Genomic DNA, 20602 nt, shown 5'->3' with positions numbered 1-20602 from the left:
GGGTGTCAAGCCTGTGGATAACGCGGGGGAGGGTGTGCCGGGTGCAGCCACATAGGTACGGTTCCGGAGCGGAGTTGACCGCATGGATTCTGGGAACGGGGCGGGAATGCAGTCATACGGGGACGAAACGCGGCCACTGGCCGCGCTCTCGCTGCCCGCGCGGATCGTCATAGGAGCGGCGGCCTGCGCCGTCGCGGTGGTCGTCGCGATCCATGTCGCGATGATGTTCCTGCACGTCGCGCCGTCGAACACGCTCAGCAAGCAGCAGGGCGCGCTGATCAGCGATTACGTGTATCCCGAGTACGAGCAGAACTGGAAGCTGTTCGCGCCCAACCCGCTCCAGCAGAACATCGCCGTCCAGGCCCGCGCCCAGATGCGCGGCGCGGACGGCACCACCCGCACCACCGGCTGGACCGACCTGACCGCCCGCGACGGCCGGGCCATACTCCACAACCCGCTGCCCAGCCACACCCAGCAGAACCAGCTGCGCCGCGGCTGGGAGCTCGTCGTGAACACCCACACGCCGCAGAACCGCCCCATCGGCCCGCGCGGTGAGCTGTCCGAGCGCTATATCCGACGGATCGTGATGGCCCGGATGAGCGGGGAGTGGGTCAGGGACGGCGGCCGGATCGAGCAGGTCCAGGTCCGTTCGCAGACCACACCGGTCGTGCCGCCCCCGTGGAGCACCGAGAAGATCAGCAACCGGCCCGTGTACCGCGTGCTGCCCTGGTGGCAGGTCACCGCAAACGACCTGCCCGAGGGGGCGAAGATCCAGTGACGTCACCGACGCCCCAGCAGCCGCACCAGCCGCAGAGCGCACCTCGGTCCCCGGGCACCACGGAGCCGGCCGAGGTGCCACCACAGGCGCAGGCAGCCCAGCAGCCCCCGAGCCTCCAGTCGCCCCAGGAAGCCGGCGAGGCCCAGGCTCCCCACGCGTCTGCCGCCGGCCCCGTCGCCCCATATGAGGAGACCCGCATCGAGCGCGCCATAGGGCGGGTCTTTGCGCGCGCCACCGGCCGGGCGCTGGCTCCCTACCAGACCGCCGTGATCCGGATCGGCTTCGCGGCGACCTGGCTGCTGTTCCTGCTGCGCGAGTGGCCGAACCGCCATGCGCTCTACGGGCCCGACGGCCCCTGGAGCCTGGACATGGCGCGCCGCCTCCTGGACGCCAACCACGCCTTCTCCGCACTGCTCTGGTCCGACGGCCGCGGCTGGTTCGAGATCGTCTACCTGGTGGCCATCGCCGCCAGCGCGGCGCTGATGCTCGGCTGGCGCACCCGCACCATGTCGGTGCTCTTCATGCTCGGCGTGATCTCGCTGCAGAACCGCAGCATCTTCATAGGGGACGGCGGCGACAACGTCATCCACCTGATGTCGATGTACCTCGTGCTGACTCGGTGCGGTCAGGTCTGGTCGCTCGACGCGCGCCGTGCCCGGAAGGCCGGGTCCGGCGGGGGCACCGCACCCACCCGCGATCTGACCGGCATCGTGCTGTGGGCCGTGCTGGGGCTCTGCCTGGCCGCCGCCCAGCTGAGCGGGGCCCATGGCCTGACCTGGTTCGGACACGGCCCGTTCCCGCACCTCGGCTGGAGCCTGGTGCTGTGGGGGCTGTGGGCGACGCACGCCGTGTGGTGGGCGGTGCAGCGGTACGCCCCCGGTGAGCCGCGGATCGTCCTGGACACCCTCGCCAAGCTCGCCCACAACGGCGCGCTGCTGGTGATCATGGTCGAGGTCTGTCTGATCTACGCCACCGCCGGTTGGTACAAGATCCAGGGAAGCCGCTGGCAGGACGGCACCGCGGTGTTCTACCCGATGCACCTGGACTACTTCTCGCCCTGGCCGGCGCTCTCCCAGCTGTTGGGCAGCAACGGCATCGTGATCATGCTGGTGACCTACGGCACGGTGATCGTGCAGGTCGCCTTCCCGTTCACCCTCTTCAACCGCCGGCTGAAGAACGTGCTACTGGTCGCGATGATCTGTGAGCACCTCTCGATCGCGTTCCTGCTGGGGCTGCCGTTCTTCTCGCTCGCGATGATCGCGGCGGATGCGGTCTTCCTGCCCACCAACGCCCTGACCTGGCTCTCCGGTCGTCTCTCCGGCCTGCGCGAGCGCATGTTCCGGCGGCCGGAGGCGGCTGTGTCCGGCGGCGGGCCCGAGGGCGGAGCGCCGGAGGCACGTACGGAGCACGGCGGCGGTGGCCATACGCTCGTGGGGTGAGCAGCGAGAAGACCGCCCCCGCCGAGCCCTTGCAGTACGACGACGGATACGGGGGCCAGATCGGCGTCGGCCCGCACCCGGAGCCCTGGCCGCAGGACGACCGCTACGACCCCGAGCTGCTCGCGCACGGCGATCGCCGCAATGTCGTCGACCGCTACCGCTACTGGACGCGTGAGGCGATCGTCGCGGACCTCGACACCCAGCGCCATGACTTCCATGTGGCGGTGGAGAACTGGGGCCATGACTTCAACATCGGCTCGGTGGTACGGACCGCGAATGCGTTCCTGGCCAAGGAGGTCCATATCGTCGGGCAGCGCCGGTGGAACCGCCGCGGCGCGATGGTGACCGACCGCTACCAGCACGTCCGCCACCACCCGGACACCGCGGACCTCACCGCCTGGGCGGTGGCCGAGGGGTTGCCGATCATCGGGATCGACAACCTCCCCGGAGCCGTGCCGCTGGAGGCCACCGAGCTGCCGCGTCGCTGCGTGCTGCTCTTCGGGCAGGAGGGGCCGGGGCTGACCGAGGAGGCGCGCCGCCACGCCTCGCTGGTCTGCTCGATCGCACAGTTCGGCTCGACCCGCTCAATCAATGCGGGGGCGGCGGCCGCCATTGCCATGCACGCCTGGATCGGCCGCCATGCCCGGATCGACGGGCGGCCGGACGCCGGCTGACGGAGTCGGTCGCCGGCCGGCGACCGGGTCCGCCGCCGGCCCGGCGAGGGCGGGCCCGGGGGTGGCTCCCGGACCCGGCCGGTGCTCCGGTCAGGCCGGTCGCCGCACCTCCACCGTGCGGAAGCGGTTCGCCACGAACGCGCTGTCGCACAACACCGCATTGGCCGCCGGGTTGCCGCCGGAGCCGTGGAAGTCCGAGAACGCCGCGGTCTGGTTCACATAGACCCCGCCGGTCAGGTTCAGCGACAGCTGGGCGCACTCCTCCAGGCAGGCCTCCTCCACCAGCTGCTCGACCTCGGCCGAGGTGGTGTAGGCGCCGACCGTCATGGCGCCCTTCTCGCGGACCGTGCGGCGCAGCAGGTCCACCGCGTCGGCGGCCGAATCGACCGCCACCGCGAACGACACCGGCCCGAAGCACTCCGACAGGTACGCCGCCTCGGAGTCCGGCTTGGCCCCGTCCAGCTTGACGATCACCGGCGTGCGGACCGTGGCCCCGGGGAAGTCGGGGTTGGCCACCTCGCGGGAGGCCAGCGCCACCTCGCCCAGTCCGGCGGCGGTATCGATCCGCTCCCTGACCTGCGGATTGACGATCGCGCCCAGCAGGGCGTTGGCCCGTGCGTCATCGCCCAGCAGGCCGTTGACCGCGCCCGCCAGATCGCTGACGACCTCGTCGTACGTCTTGGGGCCGGCGTCGGTGGTGATGCCCCCGCGGGGGATCAGCAGGTTCTGCGGGGTAGTGCACATCTGGCCGCTGTAGAGCGACAGCGAGAAGGCGAGGTTGCCGAGCATGCCCTTGTAGTCATCGGTCGACTCGATGACCACGGTGTTGACGCCGGCCTTCTCCGTGTAGACCTGCGCCTGCCGGGCGTGCTCCTCCAGCCAGTCGCCGAAGGCGGTCGATCCGGTGTAGTCGATGATCCGGACCTCGGGGCGGACGGCCAGCGCCTTGGCCAGCCCCTCGCCGGGCCGGTCCACGGCCAGGCACACCAGGTCGGCGGGGAAACCGGCGTCGTCGAGCACCTCGCGGGCCACCTTGACGGTCAGCGCCAGCGGCAGCACGGCCCGCGGATGCGGCTTGACCAGCACCGGATTGCCGGTGGCCAGAGAGGCGAACAGGCCCGGGTAGCCATTCCAGGTCGGGAAGGTGTTACAGCCGATCATCAGGGCCACACCGCGCGGCACGGCCGTGAAGCCCTTGGACAGCTCCAGCGGGTCGCGCTTGCCCTGCGGCTTGGACCACGCCGCCCGCTGGGGGGTGCGGGTCTGCTCGGCGTAGGCGTACGCCACCGCCTCCAGGCCGCGGTCCTGGGCGTGCGGGCCGCCCGCCTGGAACGCCATCATGAAGGCCTGCCCGCTGGTGTGCATCACGGCCTGGGCGAACTCATGGGTGCGCGCGCTGATCCGGGCGAGGATCTCCAGACACACCGCCGCGCGGGTCTCCGGACCCGCGTCCCGCCAGGCGGGCATCGCCGAGCGCATCGCCGGCAGCAGCACGTCCACGTCGGGGTGCGGATAACTGATGCCCAACTCCGGACCGTACGGCGAGACTTCTTCGCCCGCCCAGTCGTCGGTGCCGGGCTGGTCGAGCTCGAACCGCTTGCCGCGCAGTGCCTCGAAGGCGGCCAGGCCGTCGGGCGCGGCGCTCTCGCCGTACGCCTTGGGGTGCTCCGGGTGCGGGGACCAGTACGCGCGGGTGCGGATCGCCTCCAGCGCCTGGTCGAGAGTCGGGCGGTGCTTCTCGATCAACTGCGCTGCGGTCATTTCGGCGGCCATCGATGACCAACTCCTCGTCGAGCTGGGCGGAGGGTGGATGAAGGGCTGGGAGCGGACAGGTCAACGGAGTTAGAGTAACCGAACGATCGGTCGGGGCAAGAGGGCCCGACCGGCCTGTGGAAAAGTCGGTCGGGGAGGATCAGCTGGCATGACGGCTATCGGGACCAGCAGCACCGTGGCAGTGGTCGGCACGGGCACCATGGGACAGGGCATCGCGCAGGTGGCCCTGGTCGCCGGCCATCGCGTGCGGCTCTACGACACCGCCCCGGGGCGCGCCGAGCAGGCGGCAGGGGCGATCGTCGGCCGGCTGGACCGGCTGGTGGAGAAGGGCCGGATCGCGGCGGCCGAACGGGACGCCGCCCGTGAGCGCCTCTCCCCCGCCGCCGATCTCGCAGAACTCGCCGACGCAGCGGTCGTCATCGAGGCGATTCTGGAGCAACTTCCGGCCAAACAGGAGCTGTTCGCGGCCCTGGAGGACATCGTGGCGGCCGACTGCCTGCTGGCCACCAACACCTCCTCGCTGTCGGTGACCGCGGTCGCCGGCCGGCTGCGCCACCCCGGCCGCTGCGTGGGCCTGCACTTCTTCAACCCCGCCCCGTTGCTTCCCCTGGTCGAGGTGGTCAGCGGCTTCGCCACCGATGAGGCGGCCGCCACCACCGCGTACGACACCGCGGCTGCCTGGGGCAAGACGCCGGTGCGCTGTACCGACACCCCAGGTTTCCTCGTCAACCGCATCGCCCGCCCCTTCTACGCCGAGGCGCTGCGCGCCTACGAGGAGCGGACCGCCGACCCGGCGACCCTCGATGCGCTGCTGCGCGACGGTGCCGGCTTCAAGATGGGCCCCTTCGAACTGACCGACCTCATCGGACAGGACGTGAACGAGGCGGTCACGCACTCCGTGTGGCAGGCCTTCTTCCAGGACCCGAAGTTCACCCCCTCGCTGGCGCAGCGCCGGCTGGTCGAGTCGGGTCTGCACGGCCGCAAGACGGGGCGCGGATGGTTCGACTACGCGGAGGGCGCCCGTCGGCCCGAGCCGCGGACCGAGGCGCCCCGGCCCGCCCCGGAGGCGGTGGTCGTGCACGCCGAGCTCCCCGGCCCCGCGGCAGAGCTACCGCAGCTGATCGAGGAGGCGGGGATCAAGGTCTCCCGCGACCGCACGCCAGGGGAGCCGCAGGGGTGCATCAGGCTGCCGGGCGGCGCGTGCCTGGCGCTGACCGACGGCCGTCCGGCGACGAGCGGGGCCCACGGCAGGTGCATCCGCTTCGACCTCTCGCTCGACTACCGGGCCGCCACACGGATCGCCCTCGCCTCTTCGGCGGCCTGCTCCGAGGAGGACCTGTCGGAGGCCATCGGGCTGTTCCAGGCGCTGGGCAAGCAGGTCAGCGTGATCGAGGACGTACCTGGGATGATCGTGGCCCGGACGATCGCGATGATCATCGATGTCGCCGTGGACGCGGCGGCCCGCGGGGTGGCGTCCCCCGAGGACATCGACACGGCCATGCGGTTGGGCGTGAACTACCCCGGCGGCCCGATGGAGTGGCTCGAGCGACTGGGTGCCCACTGGGTGTGGGGCCTGCTGGATTCGCTGGGGCACATGGGCGTCGGCCAGCGGTATGTACCCTGCTGGGCGCTCCGGCGCCGTGCGGACCTCGAGGAATGGGTGCTCTAATCATGACCATGGCCAAGCGCGACACCTACACGCCCGATTCGCTGCTCGCGGTCGCCGTCCAGGTGTTCAACGAGCGCGGCTACGACGGCACGTCCATGGAGCACCTCTCCAAGGCGGCCGGCATCTCGAAGTCCTCGATCTACCACCATGTGCGCAGCAAGGAAGAGCTGCTGCACCGGGCGATAAGCCGGTCACTGGACGGCCTGTTCGGCGTCCTGGCGGAGCCGGCGGCCCTCCAGGGGCGGGCCATCGAGCGGCTGGAGTACGTCACCCGGCGCGTGGCTGAGGTGCTGATGGATGAACTCCCCTATGTGACGCTGCTGTTGAGGGTCCGCGGAAACACGGACACCGAGCGGTGGGCCATGGAGCGCCGCCGGGAGTTCGACCACGAGGTGGCCGATCTGCTCAAGCAGGCCGCCGCAGATGGGGATCTGCGCGACGACGTGGACATCCGGCTGGCCACCCGACTGCTCTTCGGAATGATCAACTCCATCGTGGAGTGGTACCGGCCGGGCCGTGGTGGCGCGGCGAGCCGCGACGAGGTCGCCGAGGCCGTCGTACGGACGGCGTTCGCGGGACTGCGCAAGGTCTGAGGGGCGGTCTCTCGGAGGGAGGGGCGGGCAGGGCCCCACGGACCCCACAGGCCTCAGAGGCTCCACAGGTTCCCGCAGGGCGAGAGCCGCAGAGCGAGCGCGGCACCGGTCCGGCCTGCACCGGTCCGGCCTGCACCGGACCGGCCTGCACCGGACCGGCCGCACGCGCCGCCCACCACGGAAAGCCGCCCCGCCCCCTCACCCGCCCCCGTTCGCCGGTCTCACTCCTCCTCGGGGCCCAGGTCCGTCTCCTCGAAGACCAGCAGGGTGCGGGTGCTGAGCACCTCGGGTATGGACTGGATGCGGGTGAGGACCAGTTCCCGCAGCTCGCGGTTGTCCTTGGTGTGGACCAGTAGCAGCACGTCGAAGTCACCGCTGACCAGCGCGATGTGGGTGGCGCCGGGCAGTGAGGTGAGCTGCTTGCGCACGGTGCGCCAGGAGTTCTGGACGATCTTCAGGGTGATGTACGCGGAGGCGCCCTGGCCCGCCCGTTCCTGGTCGACGAGGGCGCTGAAGCCGCGGATCACGCCGTCGTCGATCAGTCGGTTGATCCGGGCGTAGGCGTTGGCGCGCGAGACGTGCACCCGCTCGGCCACGGAACGTATCGAGGCCCGGCCGTCGGTCTGCAGCATGCGCAGGATCGAGCGGTCGATGGTGTCCAGCGGGCGTGCGGCCGGTGATGGCGGAGTGGCGGGTGGTGCCGATGACTGTCCGCCGGTGTTGGCCATCTGTTCGTCCGGCATATGGTCCCGCCTCCCCTTTGTGGACGCCCTGTCTTCATCTCAGGCTGTGGAGAACCGTTTGTCCACAGGCTGAACCCGCCTGTAGCCAAAATGCATCAGCGACCGAACAATCGGTAGGGAAGGGCTGACCCGCCCCGACCGAGTCCATCCTGCCCACCCGCCGTCCGCCCACCACCCCTATGAGGCGCCATCGCGCCACCCCCTTCGAACCGAGGAGGTGCTCGACATGACGGTCCTTGAGCAGCCCGGCAGCAGCAGGAACAAGAGCAGCCTGGCCGGACCGCCGCCCGCCTGGCGCCCGCGCGTCGATCCCGCACCCCTCCTGCCCGACGCGGAGCCGTACCGCCTCCTGGGCACGGACGCCGCGGCCCGGCTCGACTCCGGACTGCTGACCCGGCTGTACGCCCAGCTGGTGCGCGGCCGGCGCTACAACGCCCAGGCCACCGCCCTGACCCGGCAGGGTCGGCTGGCGGTCTACCCGTCCTCCACCGGTCAGGAGGCCTGCGAGGTCGCCGCGGCGCTGGCACTGGAGGAGCGCGACTGGCTCTTCCCCAGCTACCGCGACACCCTGGCCGCCGTGGCCCGCGGCCTCGACCCCGTGCAGGCCCTGACGCTGCTGCGCGGCGACTGGCACAGCGGCTACGACCCGCACGAACACCGGATCGCCCCGCTGTGCACCCCGCTCGCCACCCAGCTCCCGCACGCGGTGGGCCTGGCGCACGCGGCCCGCCTGAAGGGCGACGACGTGGTGGCGCTGGCCATGGTGGGGGACGGCGGCACCAGCGAGGGCGACTTCCACGAGGCGCTGAACTTCGCGGCGCTCTGGCAGGCCCCGGTCGTCTTCCTCGTCCAGAACAACGGCTTCGCGATCTCGGTTCCGCTCGCCAAGCAGACCGCCGCGCCGTCCCTCGCCCACAAGGCGGTCGGCTACGGCATGCCGGGCCGCCTGGTGGACGGCAATGACGCACCCGCCATGCACGAGGTGCTCACCGAGGCCGTGCAGCGCGCCCGCAGGGGTGGTGGCCCCACCCTGGTGGAGGCGGTGACCTACCGCATCGAGGCCCACACCAACGCCGACGACGCCACCCGCTACCGCACCGATTCCGAGGTCGCGGCCTGGAAGGCGCACGACCCGATAGCCCTGGTGGAACACGAGCTGGCGGCCCGGGACCTGCTGACCGACGCCTTCGTCGCCACCACCCGCGAGGGTGCCGAGCAGATGGCGGCCGACCTCCGGGAGCGTATGAACGCCGATCCGCGGCTCGACCCGATGGAGCTGTTCGACCACGTATTCGCCGAGCAGACCAGTCAACTGCGGGAGCAGGCGGCACAGTTGCGTGCCGAGCTGGACGCGGAGGCCGCCGGACACACCGAGGACGCAGCGGGCACCGACGGGTCCGCCGAGGAGGCCAGGCCATGACGACCACCGCTCCGGCCACCGCGCGCAAGCCCGCCACCATGGCCCAGGCGCTGACCCGCGCGCTGCACGACGCCATGGCCGAGGACCCGTCCGTCCACGTCATGGGCGAGGACGTGGGCACTCTGGGCGGCGTCTTCCGGATCACCGACGGCCTCGCCAAGGAGTTCGGCGAGGACCGCTGCACCGACACCGCGCTGGCCGAGGCCGGCATCCTGGGCACCGCCGTCGGGATGGCGATGTACGGGCTGCGGCCGGTCGTGGAGATGCAGTTCGACGCCTTCGCCTATCCGGCGTTCGAGCAGCTGGCCAGCCATGTCGCCCGGATGCGCAACCGCACCCGCGGCGCGCTGCCCATGCCGCTGACCATCCGTGTCCCCTATGGCGGGGGGATCGGCGGGGTCGAGCACCACAGCGACTCCTCCGAGGCGTACTACCTCGCGACCCCGGGCCTGCAGGTCGTCACGCCGGCGACCGTCGAGGACGCCTACGGGCTGCTGAGGGCCGCCATTGCCTCGGACGACCCGGTCGTCTTCCTGGAACCCAAGCGGCTCTACTGGTCCAAGTCCGACTGGTCGCCGGACGCGCCGGCGCCGGTGGCTCCGCTGGGCCGGGCCGAGGTGCGGCGCCGCGGCAGCAGCGCCACGCTGATCACCTACGGTCCGTCGCTCCCGGTCTGCATGGAGGCCGCCGAGGCCGCCCGTGCCGAGGGCTGGGATCTGGAGGTGCTCGATCTGCGCTCCCTGATGCCGTTCGACGACGCCACGGTCTGCGCGTCGGTGCGCCGCACCGGACGGGCCGTGGTCGTCCACGAGTCGAACGGGTTCGGCGGTCCCGGAGGGGAGATCGCCGCACGGATCACGGAGCGCTGCTTCCACCACCTGGAGGCGCCGGTGCTGCGCGTCGCCGGATTCGACATCCCGTATCCGCCGCCGATGCTGGAGCGCCACCACCTGCCCGGTGTGGACCGGATCCTGGACACCGTCGCCCGTCTCCAGTGGGAGTCGGACTGGACCGAGGGGCGTGGTGAGTGATGGCCGTGGTCCGCGAATTCACCCTGCCCGACCTGGGGGAGGGCCTCACCGAGGCGACGATCGTGCAGTGGCTGGTCGAGGTCGGTGAGGTGGTCGCCGTCGATCAGCCGGTGGTCGAGGTGGAGACCGCCAAGGCGATGGTGGAGGTGCCGTGCCCGTACGGCGGCGTGGTGACCGCCCGCTTCGGTGCGGAGGGGGAGGAAGTCCCGGTGGGCGCACCGCTGGTGACGGTGGCGGTGGGCGCGGCGCCGGAGGATCTGGCGGCGGGACCCAAGGCGCCGGCGCCGGGGGCCGGGGCGACTCAGGGCGCCGGCGCGGAGGCAGCCGTCTCCGGGCGGACCGGCAGTGGCGGTCCGGACGCCGCGGACTCCGGGTCCGGCAATGTGCTCGTCGGGTACGGCACCAGCGCTGCGGCGGCCCGGCGGCGGCGGGTCCGGCCGGGCAGCGGCCCGGGCCCCACGGCGGAGGCGCCGCGGCCGGCGGAGCAGGCGGCGGCCGGTGTGGCCGGAACCGGCGCGGTGGCCGGAGCGGCAGCCACGGCGCGTACGGAGGCGGCCGAAGCGGCCCGGCCCGGTGCGACGGCGGCCGATGCGACCGGGGCCGGCGCGACCGAGACCGGTGTGGCCGGGACCGGTGCGACAGCGGCCCGTGCGACCGCGGCCGATGCGATCGGTGGGGCGGACGCCGGCAGTCGTGCGGTGGCCGTCATCTCCCCGCTGGTGCGTCGGATGGCGCGGGAACACGGCCTGGACCTGCGGGAGCTGACGGGCTCCGGGCGGGACGGGCTGATTCTCCGTACGGATGTGGAGCGCGCGATCCGGGCACGACAGGCGGAGCCGGAGGCAGCGGGTGCCGCTGCCGGTGTGACGGGCGGCGTGGGGGCCCCGACCGCCACCGGGGAAGCCAGCGCCATGGGCGCCACGGCCGTCGGCGGTTCGGTGACCGCCGGCAGCCCGATGATCGCCGGCAGTCCGATGATCACCGGCGGCCCGGTGGCGACCGGCGGAACCGCCGCTGCGGCCGGTGCTCCCGCCGGCGAGGAGCGGATCCCGTTGCGCGGGATGCTCGGTGCGGCGGCCGAGAAGTTCAGCCGCAGCCGCCGGGAGATACCGGAAGCGACCTGCTGGGTGGACGCCGATGCCACCGAACTCCTCACCGCCCGTCGGGCGATGAATGTGCCCGGCGCTCCCAAGGTGTCGCTGCTGGCCCTGCTGGCCCGGATCACCACCGCAGCCCTCGCCCGGTTCCCGCAGCTCAACTCCACGGTCGACACCACGACCCGGGAGATCGTCCGGCTGCCGGCGGTCCATCTGGGCTTCGCGGCGCAGACCGACCGCGGCCTGGTTGTGCCGGTCGTCAGGGACGCCCAGGCGCGCTCGGTCGAGCAACTGTCCGCGGAGATGGCCCGGCTCACCGAAACCGCCAGGGCGGGCGGCCTGTCCCTGGCCGAGCTGACCCAGGGCACCTTCACCCTCAACAACTACGGCGTCTTCGGCGTCGACGGCTCCACGCCGATCATCAACCACCCGGAGGCGGCGATGCTCGGCATCGGCCGGATCGCCGCCAAGCCCTGGGTCCACGACGGCGAGTTGGCGGTGCGGCAGGTCGTCCAGCTCTCGCTCACCTTTGACCACCGGGTGTGCGACGGCGGCACCGCGGGCGGGTTCCTGCGGTACGTGGCCGACTGTGTGGAGCAGCCCGCGCTGCTGCTGCGGGGGCTGTGAGACGGGGGCCGTGCGGCGGTAACCGGGAGGCCACGGCGGCGGGCGGCACGGCGGCGGAGGGCACGGCGGCTGACCGCACGGCGGACGGCGGCGCGACGGCCCGCATCTCCTCGGTGTGACCGCCGCCGGCCCCGGCGATACTCAAGGGGTGAACGACCGCACCGACCACGACGCCATCGTCCTGGCCGGGGGCGCGGCCCGGCGGCTCGGCGGGGCGGACAAACCCGCCCTGTCCGTCGGCGGCCGGCCCCTCCTGGACCGGGTACTCGCTGCCTGCCCCGATGCCGCGGTCACCGTCGTCGTCGGGCCCGCCCGCCCGACCGCCCGGGCCGTCGTGGTGGCCCGTGAGGACCCGCCCGGCGGCGGCCCGCTCGCCGCCCTGGACGCCGGCCTACGGCACATCACCGCCCCGGTGGTGCTCGTCCTCTCCGCCGACCTGCCGTTCCTGACCGTCGCGACCGTACGGAGCCTGCTGGCGGCCACCACCGAACCGGCGGACGGCGCACTCCTCCAGGACGCCTCGGGACGGGACCAGCCGCTCGTTGCCGCCTACCGCACCGGGGTGCTGCGCCGGGAACTGGCGCGGGTGCGGGCGGCACACGGCACCCTGACCGGCCTGTCGCTGCGGACGCTGACCGGACGCCTGGCCCTGGCCCGGGTCCCCGACGCGCTGTCCACGGCCTCCTTCGACTGCGACACCTGGGAGGACGTCAGCGCAGCACGCGCCCGCATCAGGGAGCATGGAAGCGTGTTGGACGAATGGATCACCGCAGTCAAGGCCGAACTCGGCATCGAGGAGCTCGATGTCGACGTCGCCGAGCTTCTCGACCTCGCACGGGACGCGGCGCACGGCGTGGCCCGTCCGGCCGCACCGCTGACGACCTTCCTGATCGGCTATGCGGCGGGCCGCCAGGGCCGCGAGGTGACGGAGCTGGCTGACCGGGCCGCGGCGCTGGCCCACCGCTGGGCGGCGGAGGCCGAGGAGTCCGGCGCCCCGACCGGTACCGGCGCCCCGACCAGTACCGGTGCCCGCTCCGGCACCAGCGCCCCTTCCGGCACCAGCGCCCCTTCCGGCACCAGTGCCCCTTCCGGCACCAGTGCCCCTTCCGGTAGCAGTGGCCCGGCCAGCACCACTGGCCCAGCCGGTAGCAGCGGCCCGACCAGCACCAGCGGCCAGGCCGATACCGGTGGCCCGGTCGGCGACGGCGGCGAAGCGCAGCGCGCCGGATGACCGACGGGGAGCGTGCCGGGCGGTCCGGCGGCGCGCCGTACGCGGCCTGCGACGAGGCGCCCGGTGACGAGTTCGACGATGCGCTGGCACTGGCCAACGGTGCCCGCTGCACCCCGCCGGCCGACGCCCGGGCCGGCGGTGACCCCGGTGACCGCCCCCGCGGTGCAGGCGACGCCCGCCCGGACGGACCCGGCGACCGCGGTGCCTCCGGTGCCTCAAGTGCCTCCGGTGTCTCCGGTTCCGGACGCCGCCCCGACGCCCAGGAACCCGACGGTCCTGACGGCCCCGCCGGCTCCGCACCCCGCGGCGGGCCGGCCGCCGTCCCCTGGCACACCGCCCGCCGGATCGCCGGGCGCGCCGTGTCCGGCCCGCCCGAACCCACGACCACGGCGCTCGGCGCAGCGCTCGGCCGTACGCTCGCCGAGCCACTGGCCGCGCTCACCGACCTGCCGTCGTTCGACACCTCGGCGATGGACGGCTGGGCGGTCTCCGGGCCCGGTCCCTGGCGGCTCGACCCTCCCGCGGCCGGGTCCGGGACAGGCCCGCACCACGGCATACTCGCCGGTCAGGCCCTTGCCGAGGCGCTCATCGACGGCCATGCCGTGCCGATCGCGACCGGCGCGCGGCTCCCGGTCGGCGCCACCGCCGTGCTGCGCAGCGAGCACGGCGAGGTGCGGACGGCCGGTGACGGCGGTCTGCGGCTGTACGCCCCCCGGCCGGCGCCGCCCGGGCAGGACATCCGCCCGCGGGGCCAGGAGTGCCGCCGCGGCGACCGGCTGCTGCCCGCCGGGGCGCTGGTGACCCCCGCGGTGCTGGGCCTGGCGGCGGCAGCCGGCTACGACGAGCTGACCGTCCACCCGCGGCCGCGGGCCGAGGTGCTGGTCCTGGGCGATGAGCTGCTGGACCAGGGGCTGCCACAGGACGGCCGGATCCGCGACGCGCTCGGGCCGATGCTGGCCCCGTGGCTGCATGCGCTGGGCGTCGAGGCCGGCGCACCGCTCCATCTGTCCGACGACGCCGACGCGTTGTACGCGGCCGTCTCCGGTTCCACCGCCGATGTGGTGATCACCACCGGCGGCACCGCGTCCGGCCCGGTCGACCACGTCCACTCCACCCTGCGCCGGCTGGCGGCCGAGGTGCTGGTGGACGGCGTGGCGGTACGCCCCGGCCACCCCATGCTGCTCGCCCGGCTCGCCCCGCGCCGGCACCTCGTCGGCCTGCCCGGCAATCCGCTGGCCGCGGTCGCCGGCCTGTGCACCCTCGCCGAGCCGCTGCTCCGCCGGCTCGCCGCCCGCCGGCCCGCCGCCCCGTACCGCGCCCCGCTGACCAGCGCCGTCCCCGGCCCCCCGGGGGACACCCGGCTGGTCCCGGTGGCCTGTCGCGACGACGAGCGGTACGGCCTGACGGCGGAGCCACTGCGCTTCCACGGCCCGGCGATGCTGCGCGGCATCGCCGCCGCCGATGCCCTGGCCGTCGTGCCGCCCGGGGGCGCGGGGCCCGGCACCGACGTCGAACTATTGGAACTCCCCTGGTCATCGGGCTGGTCGGCGGGCTGGACGCCGGACTCCTCGACGGACTGGCCCGCCCCTGGGGCACCGTACGGACCGCCCGGAGGCCCCGCGTGAAGCTCCCGTCGCACGACGCTGCGGCACATGAGGTCCCCGAGGACCGCTCGCACCGGGTGATGCTGCCGCGCCGTGCCCCCAAGGCCCCGCTGCGGCAGGTGGGCCGGCGGCTGCTGATGGCCCTGCTGGTGCTGCTCGCGACCGTCTTCATCGTCTGGCTGGACCGCGACGAGTACCACGACAACGCGGGCGGTCCGCTCGACCTGCTGGACTGCTTCTACTACGCGACCGTCACCCTCTCCACGACGGGTTACGGCGACATCGTGCCGTACGGCGACAGCGCGCGGCTGCTGAACATCCTGCTCATCACGCCGCTGCGGGTGCTGTTCCTGATCATTCTGGTCGGCACCACACTGGAGGTGCTGACCGAGCGCACCCGCGAGCAATGGCAACGGAAACGCTGGAGAAACGCCTTGCGCGACCACACCCTCATCGTCGGCTTCGGAACCAAGGGCCGCTCCGCCGTCCAGACCCTGCGGGCGACCGGGCTGAGCCGCGACCGCATCGTCATCGTCGACCCCAGCACCAAGGTGATCGAGGCGGCGGTGGCCGACGGGTACGCGGGGGTGGTCGGCGATGCGACCCGCAGCGATGTGCTGCTGCGGGCCGAGATCCAGCGCGCCCACCAGGTCGTCATCGCCACTCAGCGCGATGACACCGCGGTCCTGGTCTCGTTGACCGCCCGTCAGCTCAACAAGAAGGCCACCATCGTCGCCGCGGTGCGGGAGGAGGAGAACGCCCCGCTGCTGCGCCAGTCCGGCGCCGACTCGGTGATCACTTCGGCCAGCGCGGCCGGCCGGCTGCTGGGTCTGTCCGTGCACAGCCCCAGCGCGGGCACCGTCATGGAGGACCTCATCCAGCAGGGCAGCGGTCTGGACCTGGTGGAGCGCCCCGTGGTGAAGTCCGAGGTCGGCCGGTCCGTACGGGAGACCGACGACCTGGTCGTCTCCGTCCTGCGGGGCCACCGGCTGCTGGGATATGACGACCCGGAGGCCAGTCCGCTGCAGAGCACGGACCGTCTGATCACCATCGTCCGCGCGGTCACACCCGAGGAGCCCGGCCCCGCCGGAAAGCAGCCCGGGAAGCCGACGCTCCCCGGTACCACGGTCTCCCCGATGCGCCGGGCCGACGAATAACCGCACGTCACCGCGGCGCGGACGATCGGCCCCGGGAGCGTTCCCGGCCCCCGCAGCATCGCTCCGGGCGCGGACGACGAGTAGCCTCGCGCCCATGCGAGCGATCACTATCCCGGAGCCCGGTGGCCCCGAAGCACTTGTCTGGACGGACGTGCCCGACCCGCAGCCCGCCGAGGGCGAGGTCCTGATCGAGGTCGTGGCCAGCGCCGTGAACCGCGCGGATCTGCTGCAGCGTCAGGGCTTCTACGACCCGCCGCCCGGCGCTTCCCCCTACCCCGGACTGGAGTGCGCGGGGCGCATCGTCGCGCTCGGGCCCGGGGTGCACGGCTGGGCGGTCGGTGACGAGGTGTGCGCCCTGCTGGCGGGCGGTGGCTATGCGGAGAAGGTCGCCGTGCCGGCCGGGCAGGTGCTGCCACTGCCGCCCGGCCTGGACCTGGTCACCGCCGCCGCGCTACCCGAGGTGACCTGCACGGTCTGGTCGAACGTCTTCATGATCGCGCACCTGCGGCCCGGCGAGACCTTGCTGGTCCACGGGGGCGCCAGCGGCATCGGCACCATGGCGATCCAGCTCGCCAAGGCGGTCGGCGCGCGGGTCGCCGTCACCGCGGGGGGTCCCGAAAAGCTGGCCCGCTGTGCCGAGTTGGGCGCGGACATCCTCATCGACTACCGCGAGCAGGACTTCGTCCAGGAGGTCCGCAAGGCCACCGACGGCAGGGGCGCGGACGTCATCCTCGACATCATCGGTGCGAAGTACCTCCAGCGGAACGTCAAGGCGCTGGCGGTCAGTGGACGGCTGGCGATCATCGGGCTCCAGGGCGGGGTGAAGGCGGAGCTGAACCTCGCCGCGCTGATGGCCAAGCGCGCCGCGATCACCGGAGCCGGGTTGCGTGCCCGCCCGCTCAGTGAGAAGGCCGCGATCGTCGCCGCCGTCCGTGAGCACGTCTGGCCGCTGATCGGCAATGGCCAGGTACGGGCGATCGTGGACCGTACGCTCCCGATGGCGGATGCCGCCGAGGGCCACCGCGTGGTGGAGGCCAGCGCGCACGTCGGCAAGGTCGTGCTGACGGTCTGACCCTGGCCCCGGCCCCAGCCCCGCGCCCGCCCCTCCCGCCCTGCCGCGCGGTACCCCTGCCGACGGCTTCAAGATGCCGTGAAACTGATCACATGTGACGCTGGGCTGGTCACCCGACGGCTCGGCACGGGAGGGGCACTGTGGTCGCTCCAGGATTCCGTTCGCGCATCGCCACCGGTCTGTTGTTCGCCGCCGTCGTCCTGCCTGTCCCTACGGGGGCCACCCCTGCGGCGGCCTTGGACCGGCAGGCCACACCGGCCGGCCTTCCCCCGAACCTCGTCCGCCCGGGCGATACGCCCGATGACTCCCCGCCCGACGACCTGGGGCCCGAGGCCCTCGCGCCGCAGAGCCTCACCCCCGACGATTTCGGGGCCTACGACCGGCTGGGCGGGCTCCCCGACGAGGGGCGCTTCGGCCTCGGCCCGGGAGGACGCTTCCGGGACCTGCCGGACCGCTACGGCCCGCCGTACGGCCCCGGGCGGTTCCCGCACCGGTGGCACCGTCACTACGGCGAGGGGCGCTGGCACCACCACCCGCATCACCCGTTCGGCCCTGGGTTCGACGGGCCGGGCGGGCCCGACGACGGCCGGTACTCCGACGACTACGGCCCGGACGAACGCCGCCCCGACCGCTCGCACGGCGCCGACCGAGCGCACCCCCGGCGCCCCGCGTCACCGAAGGGTCATGCCGCCGCGTCCGAGCCGCCGGCCACTGCCCCGGCGCGCCGCTCGCCCATGCGCCGCGTCGATATCGCCGAGCGACGCTCGATGCACCCGTACGAAACGCTGCCGCCGCTCCCGGCGCCGTCCGGTGCGGAGAAGGCGTCCCCCAGCCCGGGCGGCACCGAGGGCGAGGCGGCCGAGCCCGGTCCGTACGCCATGGAGACCCCCGGGGCCCCGGTGGAGAGGGTGCTGCCGATGGGAGCCGGTCTGGCGCTGACCGGCCTGGGGCTGGCTTTCCTGGGGCTGCGGTTGCGTCGGCGCTGATACGGGGCGTTTCACGTGAAACGTCAGGGGACCCGGGTCCGTGCGGAGGCCGTGTTTCACAGCAGGCACGGCCTCCGCACGGACCCTCTCGTGGCGAGCGGCGGGGAATCCGTGGTTTCACGTGAAACACCGCCCCGGACCCATGAGGAAGGGTGGATCACCTTCTCCCGGGGGCACCACCGTTCATAAGCGCTGGTACGAGAGAATGGCGGCATGGATATGCCGATGAACGAACGGTCGCAGGAGAACCCGCACGTCCTGGTTGTCGGCCCGGACGGGATGGCGCTCGGCGCCGCCGCAGCCCCCAGCGGGGACGGGGCTGACGCCGACGAGTCCCGCGAGATCCCGGTGACGGACATGGTCGAACAGCCTGCGAAGGTCATGCGCATCGGCAGCATGATCAAGCAGCTGCTGGAGGAGGTAAAGGCCGCGCCTCTGGACGAGGCGAGTCGGGTCCGGCTCAAGGAGATCCACTCCAGTTCGGTCAAGGAGCTGGAGGACGGGCTGGCGCCCGAGCTGGTCGAGGAGCTGGAGCGCCTTTCGCTGCCGTTCACCAATGAGTCGGTGCCTACCGAGGCGGAGCTGCGGATCGCGCAGGCCCAGCTGGTGGGCTGGCTCGAAGGCCTCTTCCACGGCATCCAGACCGCGCTGTTCGCCCAGCAGATGGCGGCCCGTGCCCAGCTGGAGCAGATGCGCCGCGCGCTGCCGCCCGGTGTGGCCCCGATGGAGGGCGACGAGGGCACGCCCGGCCACGGCGGCGCCCGCTCGGGACCGTACCTCTAGGGATGTGCCTGGACTTGCCGGGCTGATTCGGGTTCTCCCAGCACTTCCCGGGCCGCCGGAGTCGGCGCCCGTACGCACGGAAGGGGCCGGCACGCACTCCGCGTGCCGGCCCCTTCCGTCATGCCGTGGGCCGGGAAGGCTGTCGGGTCAGCCGGTGCGACCGGTCGCGACCGTCAGCTCGACGGTGTCGCCGTCGTGCGGGTCCCAGGAGTCGTAGGGCTCCGGCTTCTGGTCCGTGACGGTGTTCTTGCCCCAGAGCGCGCTGTCCTCCTGCGCGACGATCTTGTACTTCCAGCCGGCGGCCGCAAGGCACTTCTTCACCGAGTCGAGGTTCTTGTACTTGAGGTTCGGGAACATGATCTTGGATTTGTCCGAGTAGTCCCGGCTCGCATTGGTGCACGAGGACGCCAGGATCGTCGCGGTCTTGTCCTCGGGCCGGGCGTACTCGGAGGGTGACGAGGACTCGCTGGGGTACGTCGACGTCGAGGAACCGCCGCCGGTGCTCCCGCTGGAGCCGGCGCTCAGGCCGATGGCGATCGCGATCGCGGTGACCACGATGACGCCGACTATCGCCGAGACCACGACCACCGCGGAGTTGTTCTTCCGGACCGGCCGGCCGGCGGTCGGCATCGAGGCGGCCATGGGGGGCGGCGGGGTGTACGCCGGCGGGGCCTGGAAGCCGCCGCTGTTGAACGGGGCCGGACCGGGCGCCGGCGTCGGGTAGGCGTTGCTGACCGGCGGCGGGGGCGTCTGCGGGCCGTAGGGGGCCGCCTGCGGGGGCTGGTACGGCTGCTGCACGTTCGGCGGGACCGGCGACTGCGGACTGCCGGTCGCGGTCGGGAAGACCGCGGAGGAGACCGAGGCGCCGCTGGTGCGCGCCCGCGGGCCCTCACCGATGATCAGTGGCGTCGCGCCGGACTGTCCGGACCCGGCGATCCGCAGGCACTCGTCCCGCATCGCTTCGGAGGTCGGGAACCGCTCGTTGGGGTTCTTCTTCAGCGCACGGGCCACCAGCGCGTCCACGGCCGGCGGCAGCGACTGGTTGATGCTCGACGGGACCGGCGGCTCTTCCTGGACGTGCGCATAGGCGATGGCCAGCGGGGAGTCCGCGTCGAAGGGCAGCTGACCGGTCAGCAGCTCGAAGAGCATGATGCCGACGGAGTAGAGGTCGGAGCGGGCGTCGACGCCGCGGCCCAGCGCCTGCTCGGGCGAGAGGTACTGCGGGGTGCCGACGACCATGCCGGTCTGCGTCATGGACGTGACGCCGGACTGCATGGCACGGGCGATGCCGAAGTCCATGACCTTGACCACGCCCCGCTTGTTCAGCATGACGTTGCCGGGCTTGATGTCGCGGTGGACCAGGCCCATCTCGTGGCTGACCTCGAGCGCGGCCAGCACATCGGCCGTGATCTTCAGGGCCTTCTCCGTGGGCATCGCGCCGTGCTGGGCGATGTCGGTGTCCAGGTCGGAGCGGAGCGGCTGGCCCGCGACGTACTCCATGACGATGTACGGCACCATGCCGCCGTCGAGCTCGTCCTCGCCGGAGTCGAAGACCGAGACGATATTGGTGTGCGTGAGCTTCGCCACGGACTGCGCCTCGCGGCGGAAACGCTCGCGGAAGGCCGGCTCGCGACCGAGCTCGGTGTGCAGTGTCTTGATCGCGACGTCGCGGTCGAGCACGGTGTCGTGCGCCAGGTGTACGGACGCCATTCCGCCGGCCCCGAGAAGATCACGAAGCTGGTAACGTCCTCCGCCGACCGAACGGCCCTCGAATTGGCCCTGAGCGCCGTCCTGGCTCATCTTCCCGCTTCCCCCTAGGCGCACGGCGCACTACCCGTACGTATAGCGATCAAAATCTGGAATTTCGCAGCCAAGTCTGCCCCAGGCCCCGTACACGTCAAGCCGTGTGCCCGTTCCGTGACCAG

The 20602-nt window shown here is 72.6% G+C and carries 16 protein-coding genes and 1 pseudogene; 14 read left to right on the top strand and 3 right to left on the bottom strand.

What is annotated here, in order from left to right; all coding sequences use genetic code 11:
- The first annotated feature begins 106 nt into the window (after nucleotides 1-106).
- From AB0G84_RS16840 to AB0G84_RS16830, 3 genes are all read left to right on the top strand, one after another.
- Nucleotides 107-778, top strand: a complete 672-nt coding sequence (locus AB0G84_RS16840) for a DUF5819 family protein (protein ID WP_361320780.1) — start codon at nucleotides 107-109, stop codon at nucleotides 776-778.
- A gap of 197 nt (nucleotides 779-975) precedes the next feature.
- Nucleotides 976-2217 carry an HTTM domain-containing protein gene (locus tag AB0G84_RS16835; protein WP_361321061.1) on the top strand — a complete coding sequence of 414 codons (1242 nt, stop codon included), beginning with the start codon at nucleotides 976-978 and terminating at the stop codon, nucleotides 2215-2217.
- Nucleotides 2214-2891: a TrmH family RNA methyltransferase gene (locus AB0G84_RS16830; protein ID WP_361320778.1), complete on the top strand. Its 678-nt coding sequence runs from the start codon at nucleotides 2214-2216 to the stop codon at nucleotides 2889-2891. The genes AB0G84_RS16835 and AB0G84_RS16830 overlap by 4 nt, the downstream gene beginning before the upstream one ends.
- A gap of 90 nt (nucleotides 2892-2981) precedes the next feature.
- Here the strand turns inward: AB0G84_RS16830 and paaN are convergent, their stop codons facing one another.
- Complete coding sequence (gene paaN / locus AB0G84_RS16825) at nucleotides 2982-4664, bottom strand: phenylacetic acid degradation protein PaaN (RefSeq protein WP_361320776.1); 1683 nt, start codon at nucleotides 4662-4664, stop codon at nucleotides 2982-2984.
- Between the two features lie 148 nt (nucleotides 4665-4812).
- On the opposite strand from paaN, the gene AB0G84_RS16820 reads away from it, so the two are divergent.
- The gene (locus tag AB0G84_RS16820) at nucleotides 4813-6333 is read left to right on the top strand and encodes a 3-hydroxyacyl-CoA dehydrogenase (protein WP_361320774.1); all 1521 of its coding nucleotides are present in this window, start codon (nucleotides 4813-4815) and stop codon (nucleotides 6331-6333) included.
- Nucleotides 6334-6335: 2 nt separating this feature from the next.
- Complete coding sequence (locus AB0G84_RS16815) at nucleotides 6336-6926, top strand: TetR/AcrR family transcriptional regulator (protein WP_361320772.1); 591 nt, start codon at nucleotides 6336-6338, stop codon at nucleotides 6924-6926.
- Between the two features lie 221 nt (nucleotides 6927-7147).
- Here AB0G84_RS16815 and AB0G84_RS16810 read toward each other — a convergent pair whose 3' ends face one another.
- The gene (locus AB0G84_RS16810) at nucleotides 7148-7669 is read right to left on the bottom strand and encodes an Lrp/AsnC family transcriptional regulator (protein WP_361320770.1); all 522 of its coding nucleotides are present in this window, start codon (nucleotides 7667-7669) and stop codon (nucleotides 7148-7150) included.
- Between the two features lie 226 nt (nucleotides 7670-7895).
- Between AB0G84_RS16810 and pdhA the strand changes: the two genes are divergently transcribed.
- From pdhA to AB0G84_RS16765, 9 genes and pseudogenes are all read left to right on the top strand, one after another.
- On the top strand, nucleotides 7896-9089 hold the full coding sequence (gene pdhA / locus AB0G84_RS16805) for a pyruvate dehydrogenase (acetyl-transferring) E1 component subunit alpha (RefSeq protein ID WP_361320768.1): 1194 nt from the start codon (nucleotides 7896-7898) through the stop codon (nucleotides 9087-9089).
- Nucleotides 9086-10120 carry an alpha-ketoacid dehydrogenase subunit beta gene (locus AB0G84_RS16800; protein WP_361320766.1) on the top strand — a complete coding sequence of 345 codons (1035 nt, stop codon included), beginning with the start codon at nucleotides 9086-9088 and terminating at the stop codon, nucleotides 10118-10120. Before pdhA ends, AB0G84_RS16800 begins: the two co-directional genes overlap by 4 nt.
- Nucleotides 10120-11844, top strand: a complete 1725-nt coding sequence (locus AB0G84_RS16795) for a dihydrolipoamide acetyltransferase family protein (RefSeq protein WP_361320764.1) — start codon at nucleotides 10120-10122, stop codon at nucleotides 11842-11844. Before AB0G84_RS16800 ends, AB0G84_RS16795 begins: the two co-directional genes overlap by 1 nt.
- 148 nt (nucleotides 11845-11992) lie before the next feature.
- Nucleotides 11993-12826: pseudogene (locus AB0G84_RS16790) on the top strand (NTP transferase domain-containing protein); the annotation flags it as partial.
- 245 nt (nucleotides 12827-13071) lie between these two features.
- Nucleotides 13072-14700 carry a molybdopterin molybdotransferase MoeA gene (locus AB0G84_RS16785; protein ID WP_361320762.1) on the top strand — a complete coding sequence of 543 codons (1629 nt, stop codon included), beginning with the start codon at nucleotides 13072-13074 and terminating at the stop codon, nucleotides 14698-14700.
- Nucleotides 14697-15836, top strand: a complete 1140-nt coding sequence (locus AB0G84_RS16780) for a potassium channel family protein (protein WP_361320760.1) — start codon at nucleotides 14697-14699, stop codon at nucleotides 15834-15836. Before AB0G84_RS16785 ends, AB0G84_RS16780 begins: the two co-directional genes overlap by 4 nt.
- Nucleotides 15837-15930: 94 nt before the next feature.
- A complete protein-coding gene (locus tag AB0G84_RS16775; RefSeq protein WP_361320758.1) occupies nucleotides 15931-16908 on the top strand; it encodes an NAD(P)H-quinone oxidoreductase in 978 nt (325 codons plus the stop codon).
- Nucleotides 16909-17048: 140 nt separating this feature from the next.
- The gene (locus tag AB0G84_RS16770; protein ID WP_361320756.1) at nucleotides 17049-17894 is read left to right on the top strand and encodes a hypothetical protein; all 846 of its coding nucleotides are present in this window, start codon (nucleotides 17049-17051) and stop codon (nucleotides 17892-17894) included.
- Between the two features lie 213 nt (nucleotides 17895-18107).
- The gene (locus AB0G84_RS16765) at nucleotides 18108-18677 is read left to right on the top strand and encodes a bacterial proteasome activator family protein (protein WP_361320754.1); all 570 of its coding nucleotides are present in this window, start codon (nucleotides 18108-18110) and stop codon (nucleotides 18675-18677) included.
- A 147-nt stretch (nucleotides 18678-18824) separates the two neighbouring features.
- Here the strand turns inward: AB0G84_RS16765 and AB0G84_RS16760 are convergent, their stop codons facing one another.
- Nucleotides 18825-20477, bottom strand: coding sequence for a protein kinase (locus AB0G84_RS16760; protein ID WP_361320752.1), 1653 nt, complete (start codon nucleotides 20475-20477; stop codon nucleotides 18825-18827).
- Nucleotides 20478-20602 lie beyond the last annotated feature (125 nt).

Origin of the sequence: Streptomyces sp. NPDC020742 (assembly GCF_040641675.1) — a bacterium.
Taxonomy (GTDB): Bacteria; Actinomycetota; Actinomycetes; order Streptomycetales; family Streptomycetaceae; genus Streptomyces.
Note: the sequence above shows the minus strand (reverse complement) of the source record. Positions and strands in the feature narration are given on the sequence as shown.

Excerpts from the sequence above, each read along its gene's own strand:
- AB0G84_RS16840 (WP_361320780.1), top strand. The coding sequence starts at position 107 with ATGCAGTCATACGGGGACGAAACGCGGCCACTGGCCGCGCTCTCGCTG.
- paaN (WP_361320776.1), bottom strand. The coding sequence starts at position 4,664 with ATGGCCGCCGAAATGACCGCAGCGCAGTTGATCGAGAAGCACCGCCCG.
- AB0G84_RS16820 (WP_361320774.1), top strand. The coding sequence starts at position 4,813 with ATGACGGCTATCGGGACCAGCAGCACCGTGGCAGTGGTCGGCACGGGC.
- AB0G84_RS16815 (WP_361320772.1), top strand. The coding sequence starts at position 6,336 with ATGACCATGGCCAAGCGCGACACCTACACGCCCGATTCGCTGCTCGCG.
- AB0G84_RS16810 (WP_361320770.1), bottom strand. The coding sequence starts at position 7,669 with ATGCCGGACGAACAGATGGCCAACACCGGCGGACAGTCATCGGCACCA.
- pdhA (WP_361320768.1), top strand. The coding sequence starts at position 7,896 with ATGACGGTCCTTGAGCAGCCCGGCAGCAGCAGGAACAAGAGCAGCCTG.
- AB0G84_RS16800 (WP_361320766.1), top strand. The coding sequence starts at position 9,086 with ATGACGACCACCGCTCCGGCCACCGCGCGCAAGCCCGCCACCATGGCC.
- AB0G84_RS16795 (WP_361320764.1), top strand. The coding sequence starts at position 10,120 with ATGGCCGTGGTCCGCGAATTCACCCTGCCCGACCTGGGGGAGGGCCTC.
- AB0G84_RS16785 (WP_361320762.1), top strand. The coding sequence starts at position 13,072 with ATGACCGACGGGGAGCGTGCCGGGCGGTCCGGCGGCGCGCCGTACGCG.
- AB0G84_RS16775 (WP_361320758.1), top strand. The coding sequence starts at position 15,931 with ATGCGAGCGATCACTATCCCGGAGCCCGGTGGCCCCGAAGCACTTGTC.
- AB0G84_RS16765 (WP_361320754.1), top strand. The coding sequence starts at position 18,108 with ATGGATATGCCGATGAACGAACGGTCGCAGGAGAACCCGCACGTCCTG.
- AB0G84_RS16760 (WP_361320752.1), bottom strand. The coding sequence starts at position 20,477 with ATGAGCCAGGACGGCGCTCAGGGCCAATTCGAGGGCCGTTCGGTCGGC.